This is a genomic window from Methylacidiphilum sp. Yel (genome assembly GCF_004421185.1).
In the GTDB taxonomy this organism is placed as follows: Bacteria; Verrucomicrobiota; Verrucomicrobiia; order Methylacidiphilales; family Methylacidiphilaceae; genus Methylacidiphilum.
Map to the genome: position 1 here is coordinate 20,534 of NZ_LXQB01000030.1, position 19,510 is coordinate 40,043.

The window sequence follows — 19,510 nt, forward strand, 5'->3', positions numbered from 1 at the left end:
AAAAAAAGGGGAGTCTCTGGCTGACAGGTTGAAGGTTTTATTCATAAAGAAAAAATGAAAAATTGATGCTAAATTGATTTCTTGTGAAGAAAATCATAGATATTTTTTTTCATAATTTTTGAGAAGCTTCTCTCACAGAAACAATACCTGCTTAGCTAGCATATTTAAGAGCGCCTTTCTGTACGAAAGAATTCGAAATAGCTTCATAATAGTAATACCATAGTTTTTCAAATGATCTTCTCCAACTGTATTTTTGATGAACATTCAACGCGAGGTTTTTCCCGATTGTTCTTAAATCTAATGTTCGCATTTTTTCAACAGCTTCGGCTAAGGAACGAAAATCTTTTCTATCTGCCCAGTACTCATTGAATCCTTCTTCGACTAAATCCTCCATATGCGTTCCACGGAATCCTACAACTGGACAGCCACAAGCTTGGCTTTCAATGGTCACTAATCCAAAAGTCTCAACGATTCCAGGATGAATAAAAAGATCTGCAGACCGATAATAATCGGCAAGTTCTTTTTTCGAATCTACTCTTGGAATCCAACAGATTCTATTAGAGGCTTTTCTCGCTTTGATAATCTCATTCCTTAAGGGGCCATCACCTATAATCAATAACCAATAGTCTTTTTTAGAGGAATAATCCTGAAGAAAAAAAAATGTTTTCAGCAATAAACCAATGTTTTTTTCCTTTGCTAACCTGCCAACATATAATAACAGAAATGCATCTTTAGGAATTTCGAGTTTTAACCGATAGTTGTTTTTTGGGGGCTCAGGAGTAAACGTTTTGGTATCTACTCCAAGGCTGAGATGGACTCCGTTTTTGATACCCCAACTTCGTAGTAAATTTAAAAGGGAAAGAGTAGGGACAAAAGTAAAGTCGAATTGATTGTAAATTTCCTCTGCATACCACCGAGAGAAGGTAAAAAAAGCCTTTTCTAAAAAAGAATTTTTCCAACCAAAATAGGTTCGAACATAAGCATCAGGAAAATGAGAATGGTAGTAACCAACAACAGGAACTTTGAGTTTTTTTGCAGTCCAAGAAACAAGCCAGGAAGATTGGTAAGGATCCCCGGCTTCTATAATATCTGCTTTTATCTCCTGCAAGAGATCGGTAACTTCTGTAAGGTTCAATAAAATCCTATGTTGAGAAAACTGATTGATTAAAGGAGATTTAATACTAAATATGTGGATAGGGGGGTCGTGAATAGAGAAAGTTTTTTCTCCCGGAATGATGAGAAAATGCTCATCTTCTTTTTTTTGACGGATATAATCCTGCTTTTCGTCTATATATCTTTTGACTCCTCCACCAGGGGCATAAAACTGTGTAATGTCGCAAATTTTTATTCCCATTTTGTCCGCAATAAATGGAAAAACAATTTAAGTGCTTTCATTTTTTAGGCATATCTTTATAGGATAACAACTTTAAAAAATCATTTTTCTTTTATTTTGATTTGATCATAAAATTTTTTCTTCCTCTCCCTCAACTTCTAAAAAAAGAGAGGATCTCTATTTTCATTCATAAGTTATTAGAGATTTAATGATTGGGAGATCAAATGGAGTGTTAAAAATTTTTTTTTCTAACCTTTAAGTAATTCTTAGGAGTGTCTCTCTGATATACATGGCAAAACGATATACATGGAAAAGTAAGACATAAGTACCCCTGGGAAAACTAGATAACCTACTGGAAGAGGAGGCAATGGAGAGCATCTCTTCTCCCTATTCAATCCATATTGCAATTAGCATATGTCAAGGAATCGTGATCAATTATGACAGTCATGGCAGTCGGAGAAGTTGGAAGGTTTCCTGCTTTGCTATCCTGGAAGAGCCGGAGGCTATCGCATGTCAAGGCAGGGGACAAGCCATACGAGCAGAGAGAACTTTCTTCATCATTTCTTATGCCTACCGAACAGTTCGGGAAGCTCGTTGCATATACCGTAGCCAGTACTTCTCTACGGTGTAAGAGATCCTAACGGGGATCTAGACAACTACGAACGAGCATTCCCGTATCTGTTGAAATGAAAGGTAGGAATCGAATGGCACATTAAGTGATAGATCAGTTCCTATAAAAAGGCACATGGATAAAGTAAACGCAATCAAACCTTGTTGTACACTTATGCCATTTCCCAAATTCATTCTTGGGAAGATCTCACACCTATTATTAAGCTCTAAATGTCATAATACATGTAGAACTCCAATGGATGAGGCCGGATCCTTAACATATCATAGTCCTTTTTGCGTAAAGTCAGCAGTGTTTCAATTGCGTCTTTCGTAAAGACATCTCCTTTCATAAGGAATTCATGGTCCTTCTCAAGGGCATCGATTGCACCACTTAAGGAATCGGGGACTTTGGGAATGTTTTTTAATTCTTCAGGAGGAAGCTCATAGATATTTTTTTCCATAGGCTCTCCAGGATCTATCCTATTCTGAATACCATCAAGACCTGCCATAAGCATGGCCGCACAAGCTAAGTAAGGATTGGCAGAAGGATCTGGAGTACGAAACTCGATTCGCTTTGCCTTGGGATTGGCCGAGTAGGTAGGGATACGAATTGCAGCACTTCTATTTCTTGCAGAATAGGCTAGATTGACTGGTGCTTCGAAACCAGGAACAAGTCTTTTAAAACTATTTGTTGTTGGATTTGTGATAGCGGTGAGGGCAGGGGCATGTTTGATGATTCCACCAATATAATGAAGAGCCATTTCACTTAGCCCTGCATACCGGTTTCCAGCAAAAAGAGGTTTGCCTTCCTTCCAGAGTGATTGATGGGTATGCATTCCCGATCCATTATCCCCAAAAATAGGTTTGGGCATAAATGTAACGGTTTTACCATATTTTCTGGCCGTATTTTTTATTATATACTTATACATCATCATATCGTCACCTATCCGGAGCAGGGTATTGTAGAGGATATCTATTTCTGCTTGTCCTGCTGTAGCAACTTCATGATGTTGTCTTTCGACTTTGATCCCCATCGATTCGAGTGTCAAAACCATTTGATCTCTTAGATCCTGCAGAGTATCCGCAGGGGGAACAGGAAAATAACCTTCTTTATGGCGTATTTTATATCCAAAGTTCTGTCCATTTTCTTTCCCACTGTTCCATATTCCTTCAACAGAATCGACTTCGTAATAAGCGAAGTTGGCTTGGTTATCGTATCGAACACTGTCTAATATAAAGAATTCAGCTTCAGGACCGAAATAAGCGGTATCTGCGATTCCAGTGCTTTTAAGATAAGCCTCAGCTCTTATGGCAATACTACGAGGATCCTTGGAATAAGTCTGAAGAGTGATTGGGTCATATATTGAACAGATCAAGCTCAAAGTAGGTTCGGCAATAAAAGGATCAATAAAGGCGGTATATGGGTCGGGCATTACAAGCATATCCGATTCTTGTATTCCTTGCCATCCGCGAATAGAAGATCCATCAAAACCTATTCCTTCGGAGAAAGATTCAGGAGTCAATAGGTCTAAACCAATTGTAAAATGTTGCCAAGTTCCTAATAAATCGCAGAACTTTAAATTAACCAGTTTTACATTATGCTCCAGAGCAAAAGATATTACTTCTTCTCCAGTAGTACACCTCCTATAACATTCAGGCATCGTTACCTCCTCTGATTGGGTTAGATTTTGTTATGATATATCTTTCAAAAAGAAAATTTAGATCAAAGACTTTGAGAATTATTATTTTTGAGAAAAAAAATCAATTATTTAGAGATAGAAAAACACATCGAATTACATCCATACGTCCCATTTCTAAGACTGAGAAAAGAGAACTAGAAGAAAATCAAATAGCATTCTCACCTTTTTCTTCTGTCCGAATACGTATTGCTTCAGTAACGGGCAGAACAAAAATCTTTCCATCACCAATTTTTCCTGTTTTTGCCGATTTAATGATTGCTTCAGTAGCTTTTGGCAAAATCTCCTCCGTAAGCACTATTTCAATTTTCACCTTTGGTAAAAAATCTACCGTGTATTCACTGCCACGATAGATTTCAGTATGACCCTTTTGACGGCCAAAGCCTTTGACTTCGGTTACCGTAAGGCCAGCTATACCAATTTCCGTGAGTGCTTCTTTAACTTCTTCCAATTTAAAGGGTTTTATGATTGCTTCTATTTTATACAAAGCCATGTGAATTCTCCTCGTTCGTTCCTTATCAACATTTAATAGTTTTTTTATCTTATTGAGTCAATCATTGATAGAAAACACCAACTTAGTAAGCAAAAACCATGCCACCAAGGTTTTTAATTTCCTCTCATCTTCCACAACCATCCGAACATCTGAGCAATTGTGTTTGTAGATCATTTTGTTGGGATGAGCAAGGATTTTCTTGGGATTTACAAAAAAGTATCAGGTTTTAAAAAATAAAAACAATGATTTAGATTTCGGCAACAGATAAGAAATCCCTGTAAATTTTACATAACATATATTGTGCGAAGTAATATATTGCTTTTTTTCTTCCTCTTTAATGTTCCTCATGGAACAAATTTCCCTAAGTAGTCGTTTTTAAAATTGGCTCTCAAACAATTTTGATTTATGATCGAGTCCATGGCTAAAACACTCAATGCTGATGTCGCGATTATTGGTGCTGGTGGCGGTGGTTATCCGGCTGCATTTTTTTTGGATAAAGCTGGATTTAGAGTGCTAATGATTGATCCTATAGGAAATCTCGGTGGAAATTGTTTGGCTGAAGGTTGTGTCCCATCTAAAGCTGTTAGAGAAGCTAGTTTAATTCGTTCTTATGCAAAAAAATATGCTTTTTTTGGACTTTCAGGCCCTTCCCCTCAAGTTGATTGGAATGGCATTCTTGCACATAAAGATCGTGTCCAAAAAACTCGATATGAAATACATAAATCAGAGATTCAACAGTCTGGCATACTCTTCTATAAAGGTATTGGAAAAATTATTGATGATAAAAAAATTGAAGTGTGTACTGAAAATGAAAGTTTTTATGCTACTTTTAAACATTTAATTATCGCAACTGGCAGCCGTCCACATTCCCTTCAGATACCTGGAGCTGAACTAACAGTTAGTTCTCACGATCTGTTTAAACAAGAATCCTCAGTCCCCTTTCCCACCAAACCCATCATCATTGGTGGGGGATATATCGGGGTTGAGGTCGCTTCGATGTTAGAAAATTTAGGTTCTAAACCTTCTATTCTTGAATTTTCAAAGAGCTTGATTGGAGGATTTGACAAGGAACTCTCTCAATTTCTCTTCCAAAGACTTCAAAGCAGAATATCGATCGAACTAGAAGCTCAAGTAAAATCTGTAAAAGGTAAAGAGGGAAATTATGAAGTTATTTATGTTAAAAACGATCAAGAATTGTCCTTATTTGGAGATCTTGTTATAATGGCTACTGGTAGAGAATGTGTTAGCCCTGAGGGAATTGAGATTTTAGGATTTCAACGTTCTAAGGCTCTACCTGTTACTAACACGCTCCAGGTTTATGATTTTCCTCATATTTATGCCCCTGGAGATGTCAATGGAAAAAGTATGCTTTTTCATTCGGCTGTTCTTCAAAGTCGAATCACAGCCCATAACATTGCAGCTGGCGGACAATCAGTTGCCAGAATGGATTGGAAAAGTGTGCCATATGCTGTATTTACAGAGCCAGAAATCGCAAGTGTTGGATTGACTGAAGAAGAAGCCATTCACATGTTTGGGCACCGGATAGAAGTAATAAAGTATGAGTATGCTATTGATGCCCGTGCAGAAATTCTAGGAGAAACGGAGGGATTCATTAAACTTATTTTTGATTGTGAAGATAAGCGGCTTCTTGGTGCTCATATTGGTGGTATCGAAGCTTCTCAATTAATAGCCCCTTTAGCTTTAGCGCTTCGAGAAGGACTCGATGCAGAGGCTTTGGCTCGCGTAGCCTTTCCTCATCCGATGATTTCAGAGGGAATCAATAAGGCAGCCAGAGCATTTTCTCCCTAGTTTTTTTAGATGATGCAGATAGCTAAGTGTTTTGGTGCGTTCAACTAACAATATCTGGAATTGAGAGAACTCACACTTTCATAAGAAAAGATCACCCATGAACCAAGAAAAGCATAAATCTAGGCAAGACTGATTAATGAGGATTTATCAATTTCTAGTTTCTTCTTACCGCATGGAATTTTCTAAACTTTTTCTAAACTAATTATAGTTTATAGTCCCGAGAAAAGAATCATCAATGGAGTTTCCTTTTAATAGCTTGAAAAATGATTGCTTCTTCTTTCGCTTGGATCCAGGGACCAAATGGCAGATTTTGTTCATCTGCAAATCTCCAATCTACCCTATCTCCAGAATGGATTCCTAAATAATCTCTTACCGCAGGCGAAACATCAATTCCATAAGGAGCCTTTGGCCTACTATGTCCAAAAACATAACTGGCATCATCAGTTGTCCATGGCCCTACATCCATCCATTGAGCAAAACACCTTTTGCCCGTGGCTGGTACTCTTATTTCTATCCATCTCCCAAAACATTTCGAACCATTTCTCTTAGTCCATGCTACGGGAACAAACTTTCTAGAAAGCTCTCTATTCGCACTCGATGTATCATTAAATGGCAAGGCGACATAAAAAGGGTTTTCTGTTGGAGCAAACCTTGCAGGGAAATACCCTATCCTTTGGATGGGATGATCAATTCCTCCATAATTGTCTCTCCAGTGAGGATCCCAAGAGCTCATAGTTCCAGGTGGACTAAAATGCGCTCCTATCCACGCTGCTCTTTCCCCTATCCAAAAAATAGAAGCTCTAATTCCATAGTGCCAATCAGAAGCAAAAGTACTCAGTACAATATTTACTAACATGAAGGACAAAAGAGCTTGGATTGTTAGTTTTTTCATTCTTTTCGTCCTTTTTTGTGGTTTTGAAGATGAGTCACTGCTTCTCCACTTGTTAAGGGTTTCAATCCTCTAAAGGATCAGTCAACCCACTTCTTGACATTAGGATCCAGCCTTTAGCCCCTGTTATTGCCAATCTTAGGAGTCAACTACTCCGTCCTAAAGGACGGAGATTGCATCCAGCATACAAACAGCAGTCCCTTATTGGGCCGATTCTCCCGCCCAACATGCTCGCAAACCGGGCGTCTCTGGCTGGTGTAATCCGCATCCACCCAATCCGGCACTCCGCTCGACAGCCGGATTTTGTAAGCCGTCTTGGCTTGCACCTCCGCAAAACCCCAAGTGCTCCCCTTGCGGCGCTTTTCGCTTGCCTTCTCCGACTGTCTGCGCTCGGTTCGATGACAGATATCCTTCAGCCACTCCATGCCAACCATCGCGTGGGGCTCCGCGATGGCCTTGCTCACACAGTGCGCCGTGTCTGCGTTCAGCCGTCTTTCTCGTCGCACCAATCACCGCAAAACCGCTTTGGCTCCGCGAGTGCCCTTCGCTTGCATCGCACTTCGTGTACTGGCGGCACGCTTGGTCAGGTGCCTTCGGTGTCCACCAGGATAAAAACGACATTTGCCTCGGGCATTGGATTCCACCGCGATGTTCCGGCGGTTCATGTCCACACCCTTGACCGTGGTGATGGAGGCCTGCGGGTTCCGGTTCAAAGCCTTTTCGACGGACACCAGCAGATACCATGCCCTGGATGCAAGGTCCTGCCAGAGTAGGGCCCCGCCCAGTGTGACGCCATGCTCCCTGGGCCCGCGCCATCCACTCCAGATGCCGGTTCCATCCTTCGTATCGGCACCGGATGCCTCCGCCCAAAGTCCCCATGCTGACCGTTTGTTCCTTGCCCAAGGACCAGTCCTGGCAATGGTTCAAAGTCATGGTTATGGCAGTGAATCTGGGTGCCTTGTCGAGACCCTTATAGCGCCGGGCCGATCCAGCCTTTAGTTTATGGGCCGCGCCGGCTTTGGAGCGTTCCCAGAGGGTTTTGTAGGCCGCAGCCACTTGCCTGGGCACGTTGCATGCCATTTGAGCTGGCAGCACTAACCTCTCGCGCAAATCCTGGGACACCAGCCTTTGCAGTTTCATGCCTTGCGATATCTTCCCGCCCAAAAAAGCGACAGTGGATACGTGATTCAGGGCGTTACGGTAAGCCAACGCCGTGGGCAGAACCACCTCCTTCTGCTCTTTAGTGAGCAGGAGCTTCAGTTTGCACCTCAGCGATTGGGTGGCTGGCAATTCATTCATGTTCACGATTATTATGTTTCAGTTGTAAAGCATCGCCGCTGTGCGGCGGCGCTATCCCTCCCCGCCTTAAAAGGCGAGGACTCCCGCGCAAATTTGTTGAAAAGAAAGTGGCTGGATTTCAGAGACAGGATTTTATGCTCTAAATACAAACTATGTCAATCTTTAAAGTGAAGAGTTTAAAAAGAAAATTCTTAATAGAGACTTCAAAAGTTGATCATATATAAATTTTGAATCTTCAGCTCTATCCATACACTAACGACTGTTAGACAATCATTCAGAAGTCTTTGACACTTGTTTTGAGTCCTGTTCAGTTAACTTGCGAACGATGACAAAGTTCGACATAAATCTGACGATTTTAAGATGGGGCTTGTATCGCTCCAAAAAAGCATTTATTGCTCCAACAGGTCCAAGACCCCTGCTGGAGCATTCAAAGCCCATCTTAAGTGTTTTGTCATTGAATATCGATTGCAAATAATCACCCCTCCCTGTTTGACTCTATCCCAAGCGTTGATTAGATCAGCTAACATTATATCACTTCTTCCTGATCCATCGATATAGGCTATATCAATAGAATTCCATGGTACTTCTTTAATTTTGTCTGTAGACAATCCTTTTAAAATCTTGAACTTGTAGGCTTGTCCGGAAAGAGAGACATTGGAAATGAAGGTATTGTAGGAATGTTCCCCGAAATCATCTATAATGACTATGGTGGATGTGGGATCCGTTAAGATATTTTCAAGCATCCAGAGTGCGGATCTGCCTTCATGAACGCCTATTTCAAGATAAGTAAGATTTGGCTTTCCTTTGAATTCAGAGAGGTCTTCTCTCCAAAAAGGAATTCTATCTGTAAAAGTATCTCTAGTAAATTTATAAGGTTTTAAATAAATTGCGGCTGACAATTGGGAGTTAAGGAATAATGGATTTTGAAAAAAACTCTAGCACGAAAATAAAAGAAGCAGAAAGAACAGAAAATTTATTTCATTCTTTACATCTGTCTCATTCTGTGGCTGCAGACTTTTAGGATTAGGATTAGAATTCTTTTCTTTTAGAACTTTCATAAAAAACTAAAAAAAATTTTTATTCACTAAAGAACTCATCCGTAAATTTTAATAGCATTATGAGCTTTAGATATTTAATATATTAAATAAAATAATGGTCTAAAGTCTCCTTTTGGAGAAAATAACATTAGGAAAAAATCTTATTTTAATGTTTCATGATTTTGGTTTTCTCTGGAGAGTTTTATCAACACAAAAATTTTTACAGGCTTTTTGATCATAAATCAAAATAGATCTATTAATATAATTAATGATTAATAGGTTCTTCCTCTCTTTCTATAGCTCTTTTTCTTTAAAGTATAAGGTAGTCCAAAGAGGTTTTAAGGTTTGATATTAAAGTTAAGAGGATTGAATAGAAAAATCATCGAAAAATGGAAATGGTCTGGTAGCTGCCAGGATATTCCACTCCGCTTGCCTCGTCTTTCCTAGAAGGAATGTAACTGGTTCTGTAGGTTGGAGTATTGACTTTTTTCCCTTCTGCAGGTAATCCATATTCAGCTTCACGTTTCCATTTTTCGTTAAGTATTTCTGCTGCAGCCTCATTTTTTCCATCAATAACTCCTTGTTGGTAAGCAGTCATTCGTTTTTTGTCAAAATATTTGTTAAGAGCATAAGCTCCAACAGCTCCAACTCCTGCTCCAACAGCTCCGGCTGCATTTGATTTTCCAATTTCTTTTCCCGCAAAAAAACCAGCAGCACCTGCTCCACCAATACTCCCATAGCGTACAAGATTATCACCGGTTTGAGCCATAGGCCCATCATATCGATTGTAAACCTGAGTGGAACACCCATTAATCAAAAAATAACATGATAAAAAAAAGTATCCCTTATGGAAGCTCATACAGAATTTTTTGAGACTCATTGTCTATTCCTCCTGTTTTATCTACTAATAGGTTTTCCCAAAAAATTCTGTCCGAAAGAATGGCATCCATAATTGCTTCTTCTATTCTCCGAACTTCTTTTTCCCAACTAATCTCTCCCCCTATGGACTTGCTAATATGAGTAATAATAGCTTGTAAAAGAAATGGATTTTCTCTCATGGTTGTAGCTAAGGAATCAGTCCACATTTCCATTGCTTCTTTTTTGGATAACATCCATTGAGCCACTATAGGTGCCTGACCTCCATATTTAATTATGAGAAATACCGATCTGTTCCAATGTTCGGCGAATTGAGGACTTTCTAACCACCTCGGAAGAAGATTTCGCATAATCACGGGATCTTGAGCGATGACTTCTCGAAGATCTTCTGTGAGAGTTCGACCATTGGCAATGGCAATTTTTTGAGCAATTTTTTTTTCTTCATCTCTTTCCAAAGTATTTTCAGTGGCAAAAACCAGGACATTATTCAGATCGCTAAGTCCATCACACTCAATAATCGCTTCAAGAACCCTTTTTCTTTTTTCTTCATCCTCCCAAATAGTATCCCAATTAGCTGCGCATATATCAGCCAGCTCATAATTCCACGAAGCTATCCCTTGAAGTATAAGTTCCATTTCTTTTCCCGTAACAAGAATGTTGGTTACTCTTTCTTTCACAGTTTTTGCTGCAGGTAGAGCACAAACTCCTCGGTACCATTTCCAAAATTCTTCTTTGTCAGTTAACCAGCGATTTTTTAAAATTTTTCTTAACGACTCAGGAATGATCGTTTCCACCCAAAGCCTATTTATTATGTATTCCCAACCCGGCCCCATCGCCCATTTAACAAAAGAATCGATGTAGTATTGAGCTTCTTCTCCCAAAACAGGTTCTCTTTTTTCAATAGCTTCCTTTAATTGATCCTCCGCTCGCTTAAGCCACGAGTCATATTGTTCTACAGATATTTTGTGTTCGGGTTGATTACAAATCCATCTGCCAAAAGCATCAAACAATTCTTGATCATTGTTCAAAATACTTTCAAGCCAGGCTAAAGCACACTCTGGAGAATACTGGATAAGAAGAGGAAAAAATTTTTCAATGATAGGTGCCTTTCCTGTTTTTGAATAGACAAGATCCGCCCATGCTTCATCGTTTCTTAATAAATAATGGCCTATTGCATCGCCTATGGAAAAAAGATCCGCTCTAGTCAATTGACCGTTTTGATAAGCTTTTCTTAATGAAGAAGGAGTCGCATTTCTAGTTTGTTCACATAAACTCCAACTGCTACTTTTCTGGATCTCCCCTTCCCATTTCGGTCCTGCTTCCCATATCCATTCCATTGCTAGCTTACTAATTGCTTCTTCTTTGCTAAGAGTTTGACAAAGAGCCTCTCTTGTAGCTTCAGAGACTGCTTCAGCTGGACGAGTAAGATGCCAAAGAATAAAATCAATGAATCTGGGGTCCTTATCTACACAGATTAAGAATCGTTTGTAAGCTTCCTCTGCCAGATCAATTCTAAATGGAGTTTTCTTACCCATTAAAGCTTCCCATAGCCATAAAGGCCTTCCTTTCAGTTCCTGTTTTATCGCAGTATTACCAACAAGATAATGAATAAAAAAATCTTTTCCTTCGTAGGAGTGTAAGGCTTGCTTGAATAATCTAGATAAAGTGTCCCAACTTCTTCTATTTCTTTCTAGCCGATAAGAATATTCATGGGACAAAACAGGATCCTTTCTGACTTCTTCCCAAACATTATCCCAAAATGCATTATAAAAAGTATCTTCGTTTTTAAGATAAGTGGAGGCTAAAAAATATGCTCCTCGTCCATCATTTCCAATTCTGGAAAGCCTTCTAGCCACTTCCCAATTTTCTTCCATATTTTTCATCTTTATTGGCTTTATATCTACGGCTTTTAAGAGCGTTTCCATAACCAAGTCTGGAAGGGCATCTGGAGCACCATTTTCCCAATCTTTCAACGCAAATAAGACAGGTGGATAACTATTAGGGGTATAAAGTAAATAGTTTCTTAATGTCGAAATGGCTTGGGGATTAGATAATAAGGAAATCCAAAGCTTTGATTTCCCATCGTGAGCAATCCCTAAAACCTCTCTTTTAGCTGTGTCACTTCCGACCCTTAATTGATGGAATCCTTCAGAAAGAGCATCAGCTAAAAGCCCATCTCCTCGAAGAAGATCATCTTGAATAAGGTTTAGTACTTGGTCTCTTTTTAGAAAATTTAGAATTTCGCTATCCATCCAATCTTTTCGGATGAAATGGTTCGACTCTCCACTGGCTATCATCCATTTTAATGAGCGGTCTGACCATCCAGATTCTGCTAAAATGGGATTGAGATCGATTTCTTCTGGAAGTTTCTTGCCTAAGGATGATGCATGGGAAACGATGACAAAATTTAGAGGCAAAAAGATGCAGAGAAGAACAATTTGCTTCATTTTTTTATCCAAGACTCAAGGGGACTAAACTGGTGCTACTTTTGTCTTTTCTTCTCTAATGCCTAATGGATACTTTATAGATAGTGCTTCCAGTGCTTGGCGAATGTCACCAGGGAAGGCTGCTTTGGCCGCATTCCATGCTGGAAAATCATTAGGAGTGGTTGTGGTTAACCAATATTCTTCTGGCTCAATTTCTGCACGAATAACCCCGGATAGCGCATCAGGCCCCCTTCCCCTTAGATAAAAAGCTTCTCTCCATAGTTCTACTTCGCCATCTGTATGAACCCTAGCCGCAGATCGTAAATGAGTTAACAGATCCCTTTGACCTTGCGTGAGCTCTAGTTCTTTAACAGCATATTCAATATGATGTTCGCTTCCTTGAGGAAATAAAATCCAAGTGTCAACATTTTGTATGACAGCTTTCGCAACTGATGGATCATCCCCAAGATCCAGGATAGCTTGAGATTCTCCAATGACCGCACATCTTTTTTTCCTGTAGGTTTTAAAAGCTTCTATAATCAAATTGGCCGTAGCAGGATTGGATACATGTTGCCACATTTCTCCAAAAACCAAAATTTTAAAAACATTGGGGTTGGATAGAATAATATCTGACACGAATAAGACAGCCATTGGAATGAGAGCGGTTGCTAAATCCTTCTCCTTAGATATATATTCAAAATCGAAATGGACTACTCTAGTTTTCCAATGAATTTGTGTGGTGCCATTAAACCAATTTTTATACCTACCATCAATAAAAGGCTTAAGGGATTCAGCCAAAAATTTGGCATCGGATCTATAAGCCATTTGGCGTGCTAAATCGTCTAGCGTTACATAAAAAGCTCTATTTTTTACAGCATTAGAGAAAGTTTGTCTTGTTAAAGATTCAAGAATGTTTTTTTCCTCGATGCTCAGGCTATTTCCTCTTTGAGAAGTAGCAAGTATTTCCAAACAACTGACCACCTTGGTTAGTTCATAATCTGAAGGCTCTGACAGTTCTCCGCTTTTATTCCTCCGAGTATAAACCTCAAAAGGGTTGAAACACTTTGGGATAGCCATGTCCAGTCTGATAGTTGTTCCACCGCAAAGTTCAACGAGTCTATCATAACTGTTGCCTTTATCTAAAATCACAAGGATACTACCTTCCAAAAAATGTCTAAGAACAATCAGTTGTGCTAATGCACTTTTTCCAGACCCTTTTACTCCGCTTATGTAAAGCATGGAAGCACCTTCGTTTCTTTTGTCTTCCAAATCAAGAGGAACTAAACCTCCTGTCGTGTTTCCAAAAAGATAAACAGGTTTTTCATCGCTTTCTAATCCTCTGCAAATAGGCATCAAATCCGCTGCCATTTGCCCTCTTACAAGAAGAGGCCGAGTAAGCGGGGCATAAACGGCCGGCATTTCACTCATTAACACCGGTAAAAGGCTCGATTGTTCAATCCATCCTTTTGCCCTTGAGAGATCCCCAAAACGATTAAGCAATATTTTGGCTCTTTTTTTGATCTCTTCTTTTTGTTTATGCCAAAAATGAATGGTAAGCTGGATTTGAAGAAGATCATCCTCTCCCGAACGAATGTCTCTTAACAGATTCTGAGCTTCTTCTATTTGCATCCATGCTTCGATATTTTGTATACCCGATTCCCTTCTATTTTCATGAGGTTTATAGAGCATATCAATAAGGTTTAAACCAAGGCGCATCCTTTGATCCGCCCAGTCTATACGTTTTCTCAGTTTTTCTAATTCTTTTATTTTATCGGTCTTCCTAACCACAAGACTTACACGAACATCACGGAAGGGTAATCCTACGGTTAATTTTTCCATATCTCTGGGGCGCGTTTCCAAGGGTAATCCAACCATTGAGACCAATCCATGGTAGTAATCCCCAATTTGTAACATCTCTTTATCAATCCTTACTTCTTGAACCATCCAGGCATCCACAAAGGGCATCCTGTCGTAGTCGTAATTTACTTTCATTGTCTCTTCGACAGCTAATCCAGGATTCCACAGCCTAAAAAAATAATCCGCTATTTCATAAGCATCCAGAGGGAAAAACCGTGCAGAGGCTTTTCTTAATATTTCTGCAAAGACAGCTTCAGCTGCTTTTATACTTGAGATTGCTGAGTCAAATTGTGTTTTTGAGATCCTTTTTCTTACAGCTTCCGAACTCTCTCTACTCCCAATACGTAAAAACCATTCAGTTTTACTCAGTTGATTAGAGGGGGCAACCGTCAAAATCGTGTGGGTTTCAATCCTAACAAGCTTTCTTTTAGCCATCCGTTGAAAAAGTCTTTTTGCTTTTCTTTCTCTAAATTCTTTTAGCTGTTGATCAGAAGGAATACTAGCAAATGCTTCTAACAGAGGACCATAGTCTCCATTGCATGTAAAAATATGTTGGGTTTGTGAGATTTCATGAGGAAGCTGAGTAAGCAAAAGCCTAAGTTGATTCTGTAGATCGGAAAGACGAGAAGGACTGGCTATATCGGCTTGAGGAAAGTAGGTCCTGTAAAAGGCGTGAACCGCACCAAATTTGTCAATAATATATCTATCGTACAGTCCCGCATAAGGACACGCATCAGCCCAGTCTATGAAAGAAGGAATTCTCTTTTTAGTAAAGAGCTGACTCTTTACAAATAATCGTAAGGGGGAAACAAAATTTTTCATAGAGCTTTTGCGTTTAAAAAGAAATCTTCTATGAAGGATTTAAGACTAAGGGATATGTTCTTCAAATATTGATGCAGGGTTATAAGATAACTGAACATTAAAAAACCGGTGTTCATAAATTTTGGGGACTCTATGATAATCGATGATAAAGCGTAAAAAATGTGGAGGTTTATCACTCAAAAAGACTCGAATAAATGCGTAGATTATTACGAAAACACATAGGGAAAAATAAAAGTTGTGAGAATGATTATGAACAATGAGAAAGGCAGCAGCAGGAACGAAGATTAATGGACCTTCCAATCCCAAGAATGTTTCTTTTTCATTAATTAATCCCACAGATTTGCATACAGGTAGGCCATTTTTATCCCTTTCTTTGTCGGTATTTTGATTGAATGTTGAATAAGGTAAAGATGTTGTAAGAAAAAGATTAGATGGATTTTTCATCATTTTGTGCTGTTCAATAAACCATGAACTAAATGAGGACCGGCATAGATGACCGCTGCACCTACTATTGCCCCTATAGCAAAAGCAGGGCGTCTAAAAAAAAGCATTAAACCACCAAAAACTAGTAAAGATAGACTAATCCAATATAAATAATCTTGCAAAGAGCTTATAAATCCAGGAATTAGATTATCAGATTGATTATTGGAGCTACTCGAATTGTTTATAACATTAAAGTAGATTGATCCAAGTGTTTGGGCTGTTAGTAAAATTATCGAACCAGCCACAAATGCTCCCCATCTTTCCATTTCGACAGTATGCAATGCATGATTGATCCCCAGATATACAGTATAAAGAGATAAGAAAGAAAGAAAAAGGGAAGACTGAAATCCCCATATTTGAGAAAGAGCCTGTTGCAGGGGATCACACAAATAACAACTCCAAAAGATTTCTCTGCTCATCAGAATCATTTCCTTTAATTAAATAAAAATAAGCCTTATTGAGAAACAGCTCGAATTCCATTAGCAAGATGAGGTCCCCCATAGATTACTGCTGCAGCAACCAAGGCGCCAATTGTAAAAGCTGGTCTGTTAAAAAACCACATAACACCCCCAAATACCAATAAGCAAAGAGAAATAAGATAGCCGTAATCTGAAAAGGCCATCTGCAATTGTTGCAATGTAGTAAATCCTTCAGCATCAGCTCCATTAAGAGGTGTTACATTTAGAACCCCGGTCCCTCCGGCACCATAAGAAATAGAAGAATTAATAACATAACAACTAAAGATGCTTAATATAGCAATAATAAGTCGTAGCTGAAAAGAATAGTATCTTGTTTTCATACTTTCTTAATAGGAATGAAAAAAGAAAATATAACTTTTGTTAAAAAAAAATTTTTAAGAAGGGGAAAACAAAAGAAATAAGAGGTGATTGAGTCGTCCTTTTATTTAAAATTCAGAAGAATTTGATCTGGGTTTTCCATTATCTGTTTGTTTGTCTCGTCGTCATTTTTTTGAAGAAATAAAACTATATCTGGCCATTTATATTGATTTAATTTTTTATAAATGGGATTACTATTGTTTCTCAAAAAAGATTTAAAAGGAGAATAAACGTTTCTGAAATCGAATAAATTAGAAGAAGCTTCCCATCCCCCTTCTCCAGTCCATATTTCTTCTTTTTTGTTATCTTTGGATTGGATAATTATCCAAATTGGTGAGGCTATAGGCTTAATTTCCCCATTGTCTGAATGGAAAAGACTTAATGTTTGGCATAAGCTGACAGTCTGATTTTCTCCAAAGTTGGGCTGAATTTCTTCTCCAATGTCCACAGAGGCTTTGAGAAAATAGTGGCCGTCTTTGTTTTTATCTATCCAGATTGGCAAAGACTCGGAGATTTCCCCATCTGGCTTAAGCCAACAAACCAAAACAATCCATTTTTCTGTTCGATACGAAAATCTCTTTTCAAAAGATCCTTGAACGAATAGATCCTCTTGTGATTTTAAAAATGGGTTCTTTGGAACAATGCTTGCAGCGGGTTTTTGTTCTCTAGTAGTTGTTTTATTTTTTAATAAATAACTCGATTCTTTTCTTTTGAAAGGCAGAAATAAACTACTTCCCTTCCCTAAATAATCAGGTATTTCTTTTGCATTCGAAATAAAAGGGAAAAACATGGAAAACGACAAAAAAGGGAAGACCCAAGCTAAAGTGCCTTTCAGAATTTGACCTTTTTTAGACATAGCTGAATTGATCTTCCATTTTAAAAATCAAAAAGTTTTCTTTGATAAAACAATTCGAAGCTTGGAGCTATTTTGGCAAAGGATATTCTTCTTGAGTGTTAGGAGGGATATGCGCCATCGATTGCACATTATTTTTTTGTTCTTTTTCTATAGAATCAATGGATTCTATTGAAGAGGTTTGCTTGGAAGAACTCTCAGAAGTTGCCAAGTTCTGCAATACCGCTATATTCCGAAGCAGAGCTGCTTGTCGTCTTGAAAGAGCTGCTATTTCCTCTTCATATGCCTTTTTTTGTTGTTGGCCATTGGAATATACAATGAAAAGTTTTCCATCCTTTGATTCAACATTAAACAATCCAGAGTTTCTTAAAGGAATGATGAGATCGGCGGCAGTAATTCCTACAGGTTCAATGGTAATTATCAAATTGCCTCCGATCTCCCTAGCTATTCGTTTAAGCTCCATAAGTTCTGTGATTCGAAAATCCAAAACTATCGGTTGAAAGCTTTCGTTATTTGGAATTATTGATTGTGTTGGCAATTCCTTCTGGATTTGTTCTTTATTTTCTCCTATCTTGTCTATCGATTTGTTTTCTCTTGGAATGAGATTAGCTTCATTTTTCTTTAAAGGCTTGCTTTCTTTATTGGATAAATTCGATAAATCTCCTTTTAGAGGAAGAGAATGAGCAGATGGATTTGAGACTTTCAAAGGAAGGCTTATATCTGATCCATCATCAGCCCATAGAGCAAATGAAAATGAGACATACGCCCAAAGAATAAATAGACTCAGTTTTGAGACCGTTAAGGGATTTTTGATTAAAATCGTTGTTCTTCTCATTATATTCCATTCCTTTCTTTCATTTATGAATAGGATGCAGGATCTTTTTTAGGTTCCTTCTTAGATTTTGAAGAGAAAAATTCTGTTTCTGGAAAACATAGGGGGAGATTTTTGATTTTTGAAATCATTTTATAGGTAGTTTTTCCTAAGCCGTAGCGAATCTTTCTAAATAATCTCAATGCAACTGTTGGCGCTTTATTTGTCAAAGATATCGTCCTGAACATTACCCACAATGGGATAGTAATCCCCAAGAAAAGAAACAAAGCCAAACAAAAACAGACTAAACAGTAAAAACCAGCCTCCCATGAAAGCTCCCAAAATCCTAAGAAAACTATCCGAAAGGTTTCAGGCAAAAATTCTAAAAAGGAAAATAAAAAGTAAGTCTTACTCAGAGCATGCCGTATATCATGGCTAGAAGAATGAAAGAAAGCTAAGAAGCCTCCTCCTTCGTCAAAAATGGCTCCATAAAGGGATGTAAATAAGAGATAACACAAAAAAGAAAGGATGATCCAAAGGGAATTAGGAAGGAACGATAAAAGGAAAAATCGGTAGGATTGTCCCATCAACTGTGTATTTAGCTTAAGTGGCAATGTTAATCCAAAACACAAAAAGAGAAAAAGGGAAAGAAGCATAAGAGATTCTTCGATAAAATTGAGTACAATTGGGGTTAAAAGATAGAAGAAGAGAGAAAGCTGTGAAAGGATATAGGAAAAGAAAAGAACAGAGTGAAAAAATCCTTTACCTGCAACAATGAGCAGAAAGAAAAGTAATTTTTTTATTTTTTCTGATGGATAGTCATAAGGAAGAAATTTCTGAACGGTTTCTTTTGTTTTGGCTTCCAATTCCTCATATCGGTGCGGGAAGTATTTCCAAATCCCTTGGCTCTTTTCTACACTATATTCTAATGCAAATTTTGATCCAAGAGAGCTTTTATAATTAGACAACCAGTTATCCCACCATTCTCTAGGATTCTTCCCCTCAATTTTCATTCCTTTTATATTAAGCTGACCGATGTAGTTAACAAGCCCCTGCGTGATAATTCCTTCTATCGGATCAAAAACTATTTTCGGGATTCCAGAAAGAACAGTCATTACAATGAGGACGCAAAGAAGATAATCGACCGCTAAAAAACAGATCCTTTTTTTTCTAAATATTCTCAGTCCTCCAGCAGCTAAAAGAAATCCGATCAAAAAAGGAAAAGCCTTATAAAAAAAGGAAGTGGCCTGAGTGTAAAAAAGAGAAAAAATTTCACTTTCTTGTTGGCTTAGCTTGAGAGCGAGGTCATAGGAATATGACCGGGAATAAACCTCAACATTTTCCGCTTTAACCGATGGAAGAAAAAATAAAGGAGAAAAA

Annotated in this window: 15 protein-coding genes; 1 reads left to right on the forward strand and 14 read right to left on the reverse strand. The window is 38.4% G+C overall.

Annotation, left to right across the window (positions count from 1 at the left end):
- Positions 1-151: 151 nt before the first annotated feature.
- The 3 genes from A7Q09_RS05605 to A7Q09_RS05615 form a co-directional block, all read right to left on the reverse strand.
- Positions 152-1,354: a glycosyltransferase gene (locus A7Q09_RS05605; protein ID WP_134390302.1), complete on the reverse strand. Its 1,203-nt coding sequence runs from the start codon at positions 1,352-1,354 to the stop codon at positions 152-154.
- Positions 1,355-2,169: 815 nt separating this feature from the next.
- Positions 2,170-3,603 carry a type I glutamate--ammonia ligase gene (glnA, locus tag A7Q09_RS05610; RefSeq protein ID WP_208526690.1) on the reverse strand — a complete coding sequence of 478 codons (1,434 nt, stop codon included), beginning with the start codon at positions 3,601-3,603 and terminating at the stop codon, positions 2,170-2,172.
- Positions 3,604-3,787: 184 nt separating this feature from the next.
- Positions 3,788-4,132 (reverse strand): P-II family nitrogen regulator, encoded by a 345-nt coding sequence (locus A7Q09_RS05615; protein WP_009061406.1) that lies wholly within the window; start codon positions 4,130-4,132, stop codon positions 3,788-3,790.
- A gap of 405 nt (positions 4,133-4,537) precedes the next feature.
- Here A7Q09_RS05615 and A7Q09_RS05620 point away from each other — a divergent pair, with 405 nt between their 5' ends.
- The gene (locus A7Q09_RS05620; protein WP_244228559.1) at positions 4,538-5,941 is read left to right on the forward strand and encodes a dihydrolipoyl dehydrogenase; all 1,404 of its coding nucleotides are present in this window, start codon (positions 4,538-4,540) and stop codon (positions 5,939-5,941) included.
- A 232-nt stretch (positions 5,942-6,173) separates the two neighbouring features.
- Here A7Q09_RS05620 and A7Q09_RS05625 read toward each other — a convergent pair whose 3' ends face one another.
- The 11 genes from A7Q09_RS05625 to A7Q09_RS05675 all read right to left on the reverse strand — a co-directional run bounded on the left by A7Q09_RS05625 (position 6,174) and on the right by A7Q09_RS05675 (position 19,344).
- Positions 6,174-6,833: a hypothetical protein gene (locus tag A7Q09_RS05625; protein ID WP_134390303.1), complete on the reverse strand. Its 660-nt coding sequence runs from the start codon at positions 6,831-6,833 to the stop codon at positions 6,174-6,176.
- 1,685 nt (positions 6,834-8,518) lie between these two features.
- Complete coding sequence (locus tag A7Q09_RS05630; protein ID WP_134390304.1) at positions 8,519-9,028, reverse strand: class I SAM-dependent methyltransferase; 510 nt, start codon at positions 9,026-9,028, stop codon at positions 8,519-8,521.
- 517 nt (positions 9,029-9,545) lie between these two features.
- Complete coding sequence (locus tag A7Q09_RS05635) at positions 9,546-9,935, reverse strand: hypothetical protein (RefSeq protein ID WP_244228560.1); 390 nt, start codon at positions 9,933-9,935, stop codon at positions 9,546-9,548.
- 76 nt (positions 9,936-10,011) lie between these two features.
- A complete protein-coding gene (locus tag A7Q09_RS05640; protein WP_134390306.1) occupies positions 10,012-12,489 on the reverse strand; it encodes a hypothetical protein in 2,478 nt (825 codons plus the stop codon).
- A 24-nt stretch (positions 12,490-12,513) separates the two neighbouring features.
- On the reverse strand, positions 12,514-15,147 hold the full coding sequence (locus tag A7Q09_RS05645; protein WP_134390307.1) for a VirB4 family type IV secretion system protein: 2,634 nt from the start codon (positions 15,145-15,147) through the stop codon (positions 12,514-12,516).
- Between the two features lie 45 nt (positions 15,148-15,192).
- On the reverse strand, positions 15,193-15,594 hold the full coding sequence (locus A7Q09_RS05650) for a hypothetical protein (protein ID WP_134390308.1): 402 nt from the start codon (positions 15,592-15,594) through the stop codon (positions 15,193-15,195).
- Positions 15,591-16,049, reverse strand: coding sequence for a hypothetical protein (locus A7Q09_RS05655; protein WP_244228561.1), 459 nt, complete (start codon positions 16,047-16,049; stop codon positions 15,591-15,593). The genes A7Q09_RS05650 and A7Q09_RS05655 overlap by 4 nt, the downstream gene beginning before the upstream one ends.
- Positions 16,050-16,084: 35 nt before the next feature.
- Positions 16,085-16,429: a hypothetical protein gene (locus A7Q09_RS05660; protein ID WP_134390310.1), complete on the reverse strand. Its 345-nt coding sequence runs from the start codon at positions 16,427-16,429 to the stop codon at positions 16,085-16,087.
- Between the two features lie 101 nt (positions 16,430-16,530).
- Positions 16,531-17,322 (reverse strand): hypothetical protein, encoded by a 792-nt coding sequence (locus tag A7Q09_RS05665; RefSeq protein ID WP_134390311.1) that lies wholly within the window; start codon positions 17,320-17,322, stop codon positions 16,531-16,533.
- A gap of 67 nt (positions 17,323-17,389) precedes the next feature.
- A complete protein-coding gene (locus tag A7Q09_RS05670; protein WP_134390312.1) occupies positions 17,390-18,154 on the reverse strand; it encodes a hypothetical protein in 765 nt (254 codons plus the stop codon).
- A gap of 23 nt (positions 18,155-18,177) precedes the next feature.
- Positions 18,178-19,344, reverse strand: a complete 1,167-nt coding sequence (locus A7Q09_RS05675) for a hypothetical protein (protein ID WP_208526691.1) — start codon at positions 19,342-19,344, stop codon at positions 18,178-18,180.
- Positions 19,345-19,510: the final 166 nt, after the last annotated feature.

What these genes read in the sequence shown, in the direction of transcription:
- A7Q09_RS05625 (WP_134390303.1), bottom strand. Translation starts at nt 6,833, where the DNA reads ATGAAAAAACTAACAATCCAAGCTCTTTTGTCCTTCATGTTAGTAAAT.
- glnA (WP_208526690.1), bottom strand. Translation starts at nt 3,603, where the DNA reads ATGCCTGAATGTTATAGGAGGTGTACTACTGGAGAAGAAGTAATATCT.
- A7Q09_RS05620 (WP_244228559.1), top strand. Translation starts at nt 4,538, where the DNA reads ATGATCGAGTCCATGGCTAAAACACTCAATGCTGATGTCGCGATTATT.
- A7Q09_RS05640 (WP_134390306.1), bottom strand. Translation starts at nt 12,489, where the DNA reads ATGAAGCAAATTGTTCTTCTCTGCATCTTTTTGCCTCTAAATTTTGTC.
- A7Q09_RS05605 (WP_134390302.1), bottom strand. Translation starts at nt 1,354, where the DNA reads ATGGGAATAAAAATTTGCGACATTACACAGTTTTATGCCCCTGGTGGA.
- A7Q09_RS05635 (WP_244228560.1), bottom strand. Translation starts at nt 9,935, where the DNA reads ATGGCTCAAACCGGTGATAATCTTGTACGCTATGGGAGTATTGGTGGA.
- A7Q09_RS05615 (WP_009061406.1), bottom strand. Translation starts at nt 4,132, where the DNA reads ATGGCTTTGTATAAAATAGAAGCAATCATAAAACCCTTTAAATTGGAA.
- A7Q09_RS05660 (WP_134390310.1), bottom strand. Translation starts at nt 16,429, where the DNA reads ATGAAAACAAGATACTATTCTTTTCAGCTACGACTTATTATTGCTATA.
- A7Q09_RS05670 (WP_134390312.1), bottom strand. Translation starts at nt 18,154, where the DNA reads ATGAGAAGAACAACGATTTTAATCAAAAATCCCTTAACGGTCTCAAAA.
- A7Q09_RS05650 (WP_134390308.1), bottom strand. Translation starts at nt 15,594, where the DNA reads ATGATGAAAAATCCATCTAATCTTTTTCTTACAACATCTTTACCTTAT.
- A7Q09_RS05665 (WP_134390311.1), bottom strand. Translation starts at nt 17,322, where the DNA reads ATGTCTAAAAAAGGTCAAATTCTGAAAGGCACTTTAGCTTGGGTCTTC.
- A7Q09_RS05645 (WP_134390307.1), bottom strand. Translation starts at nt 15,147, where the DNA reads ATGAAAAATTTTGTTTCCCCCTTACGATTATTTGTAAAGAGTCAGCTC.
- A7Q09_RS05655 (WP_244228561.1), bottom strand. Translation starts at nt 16,049, where the DNA reads ATGAGCAGAGAAATCTTTTGGAGTTGTTATTTGTGTGATCCCCTGCAA.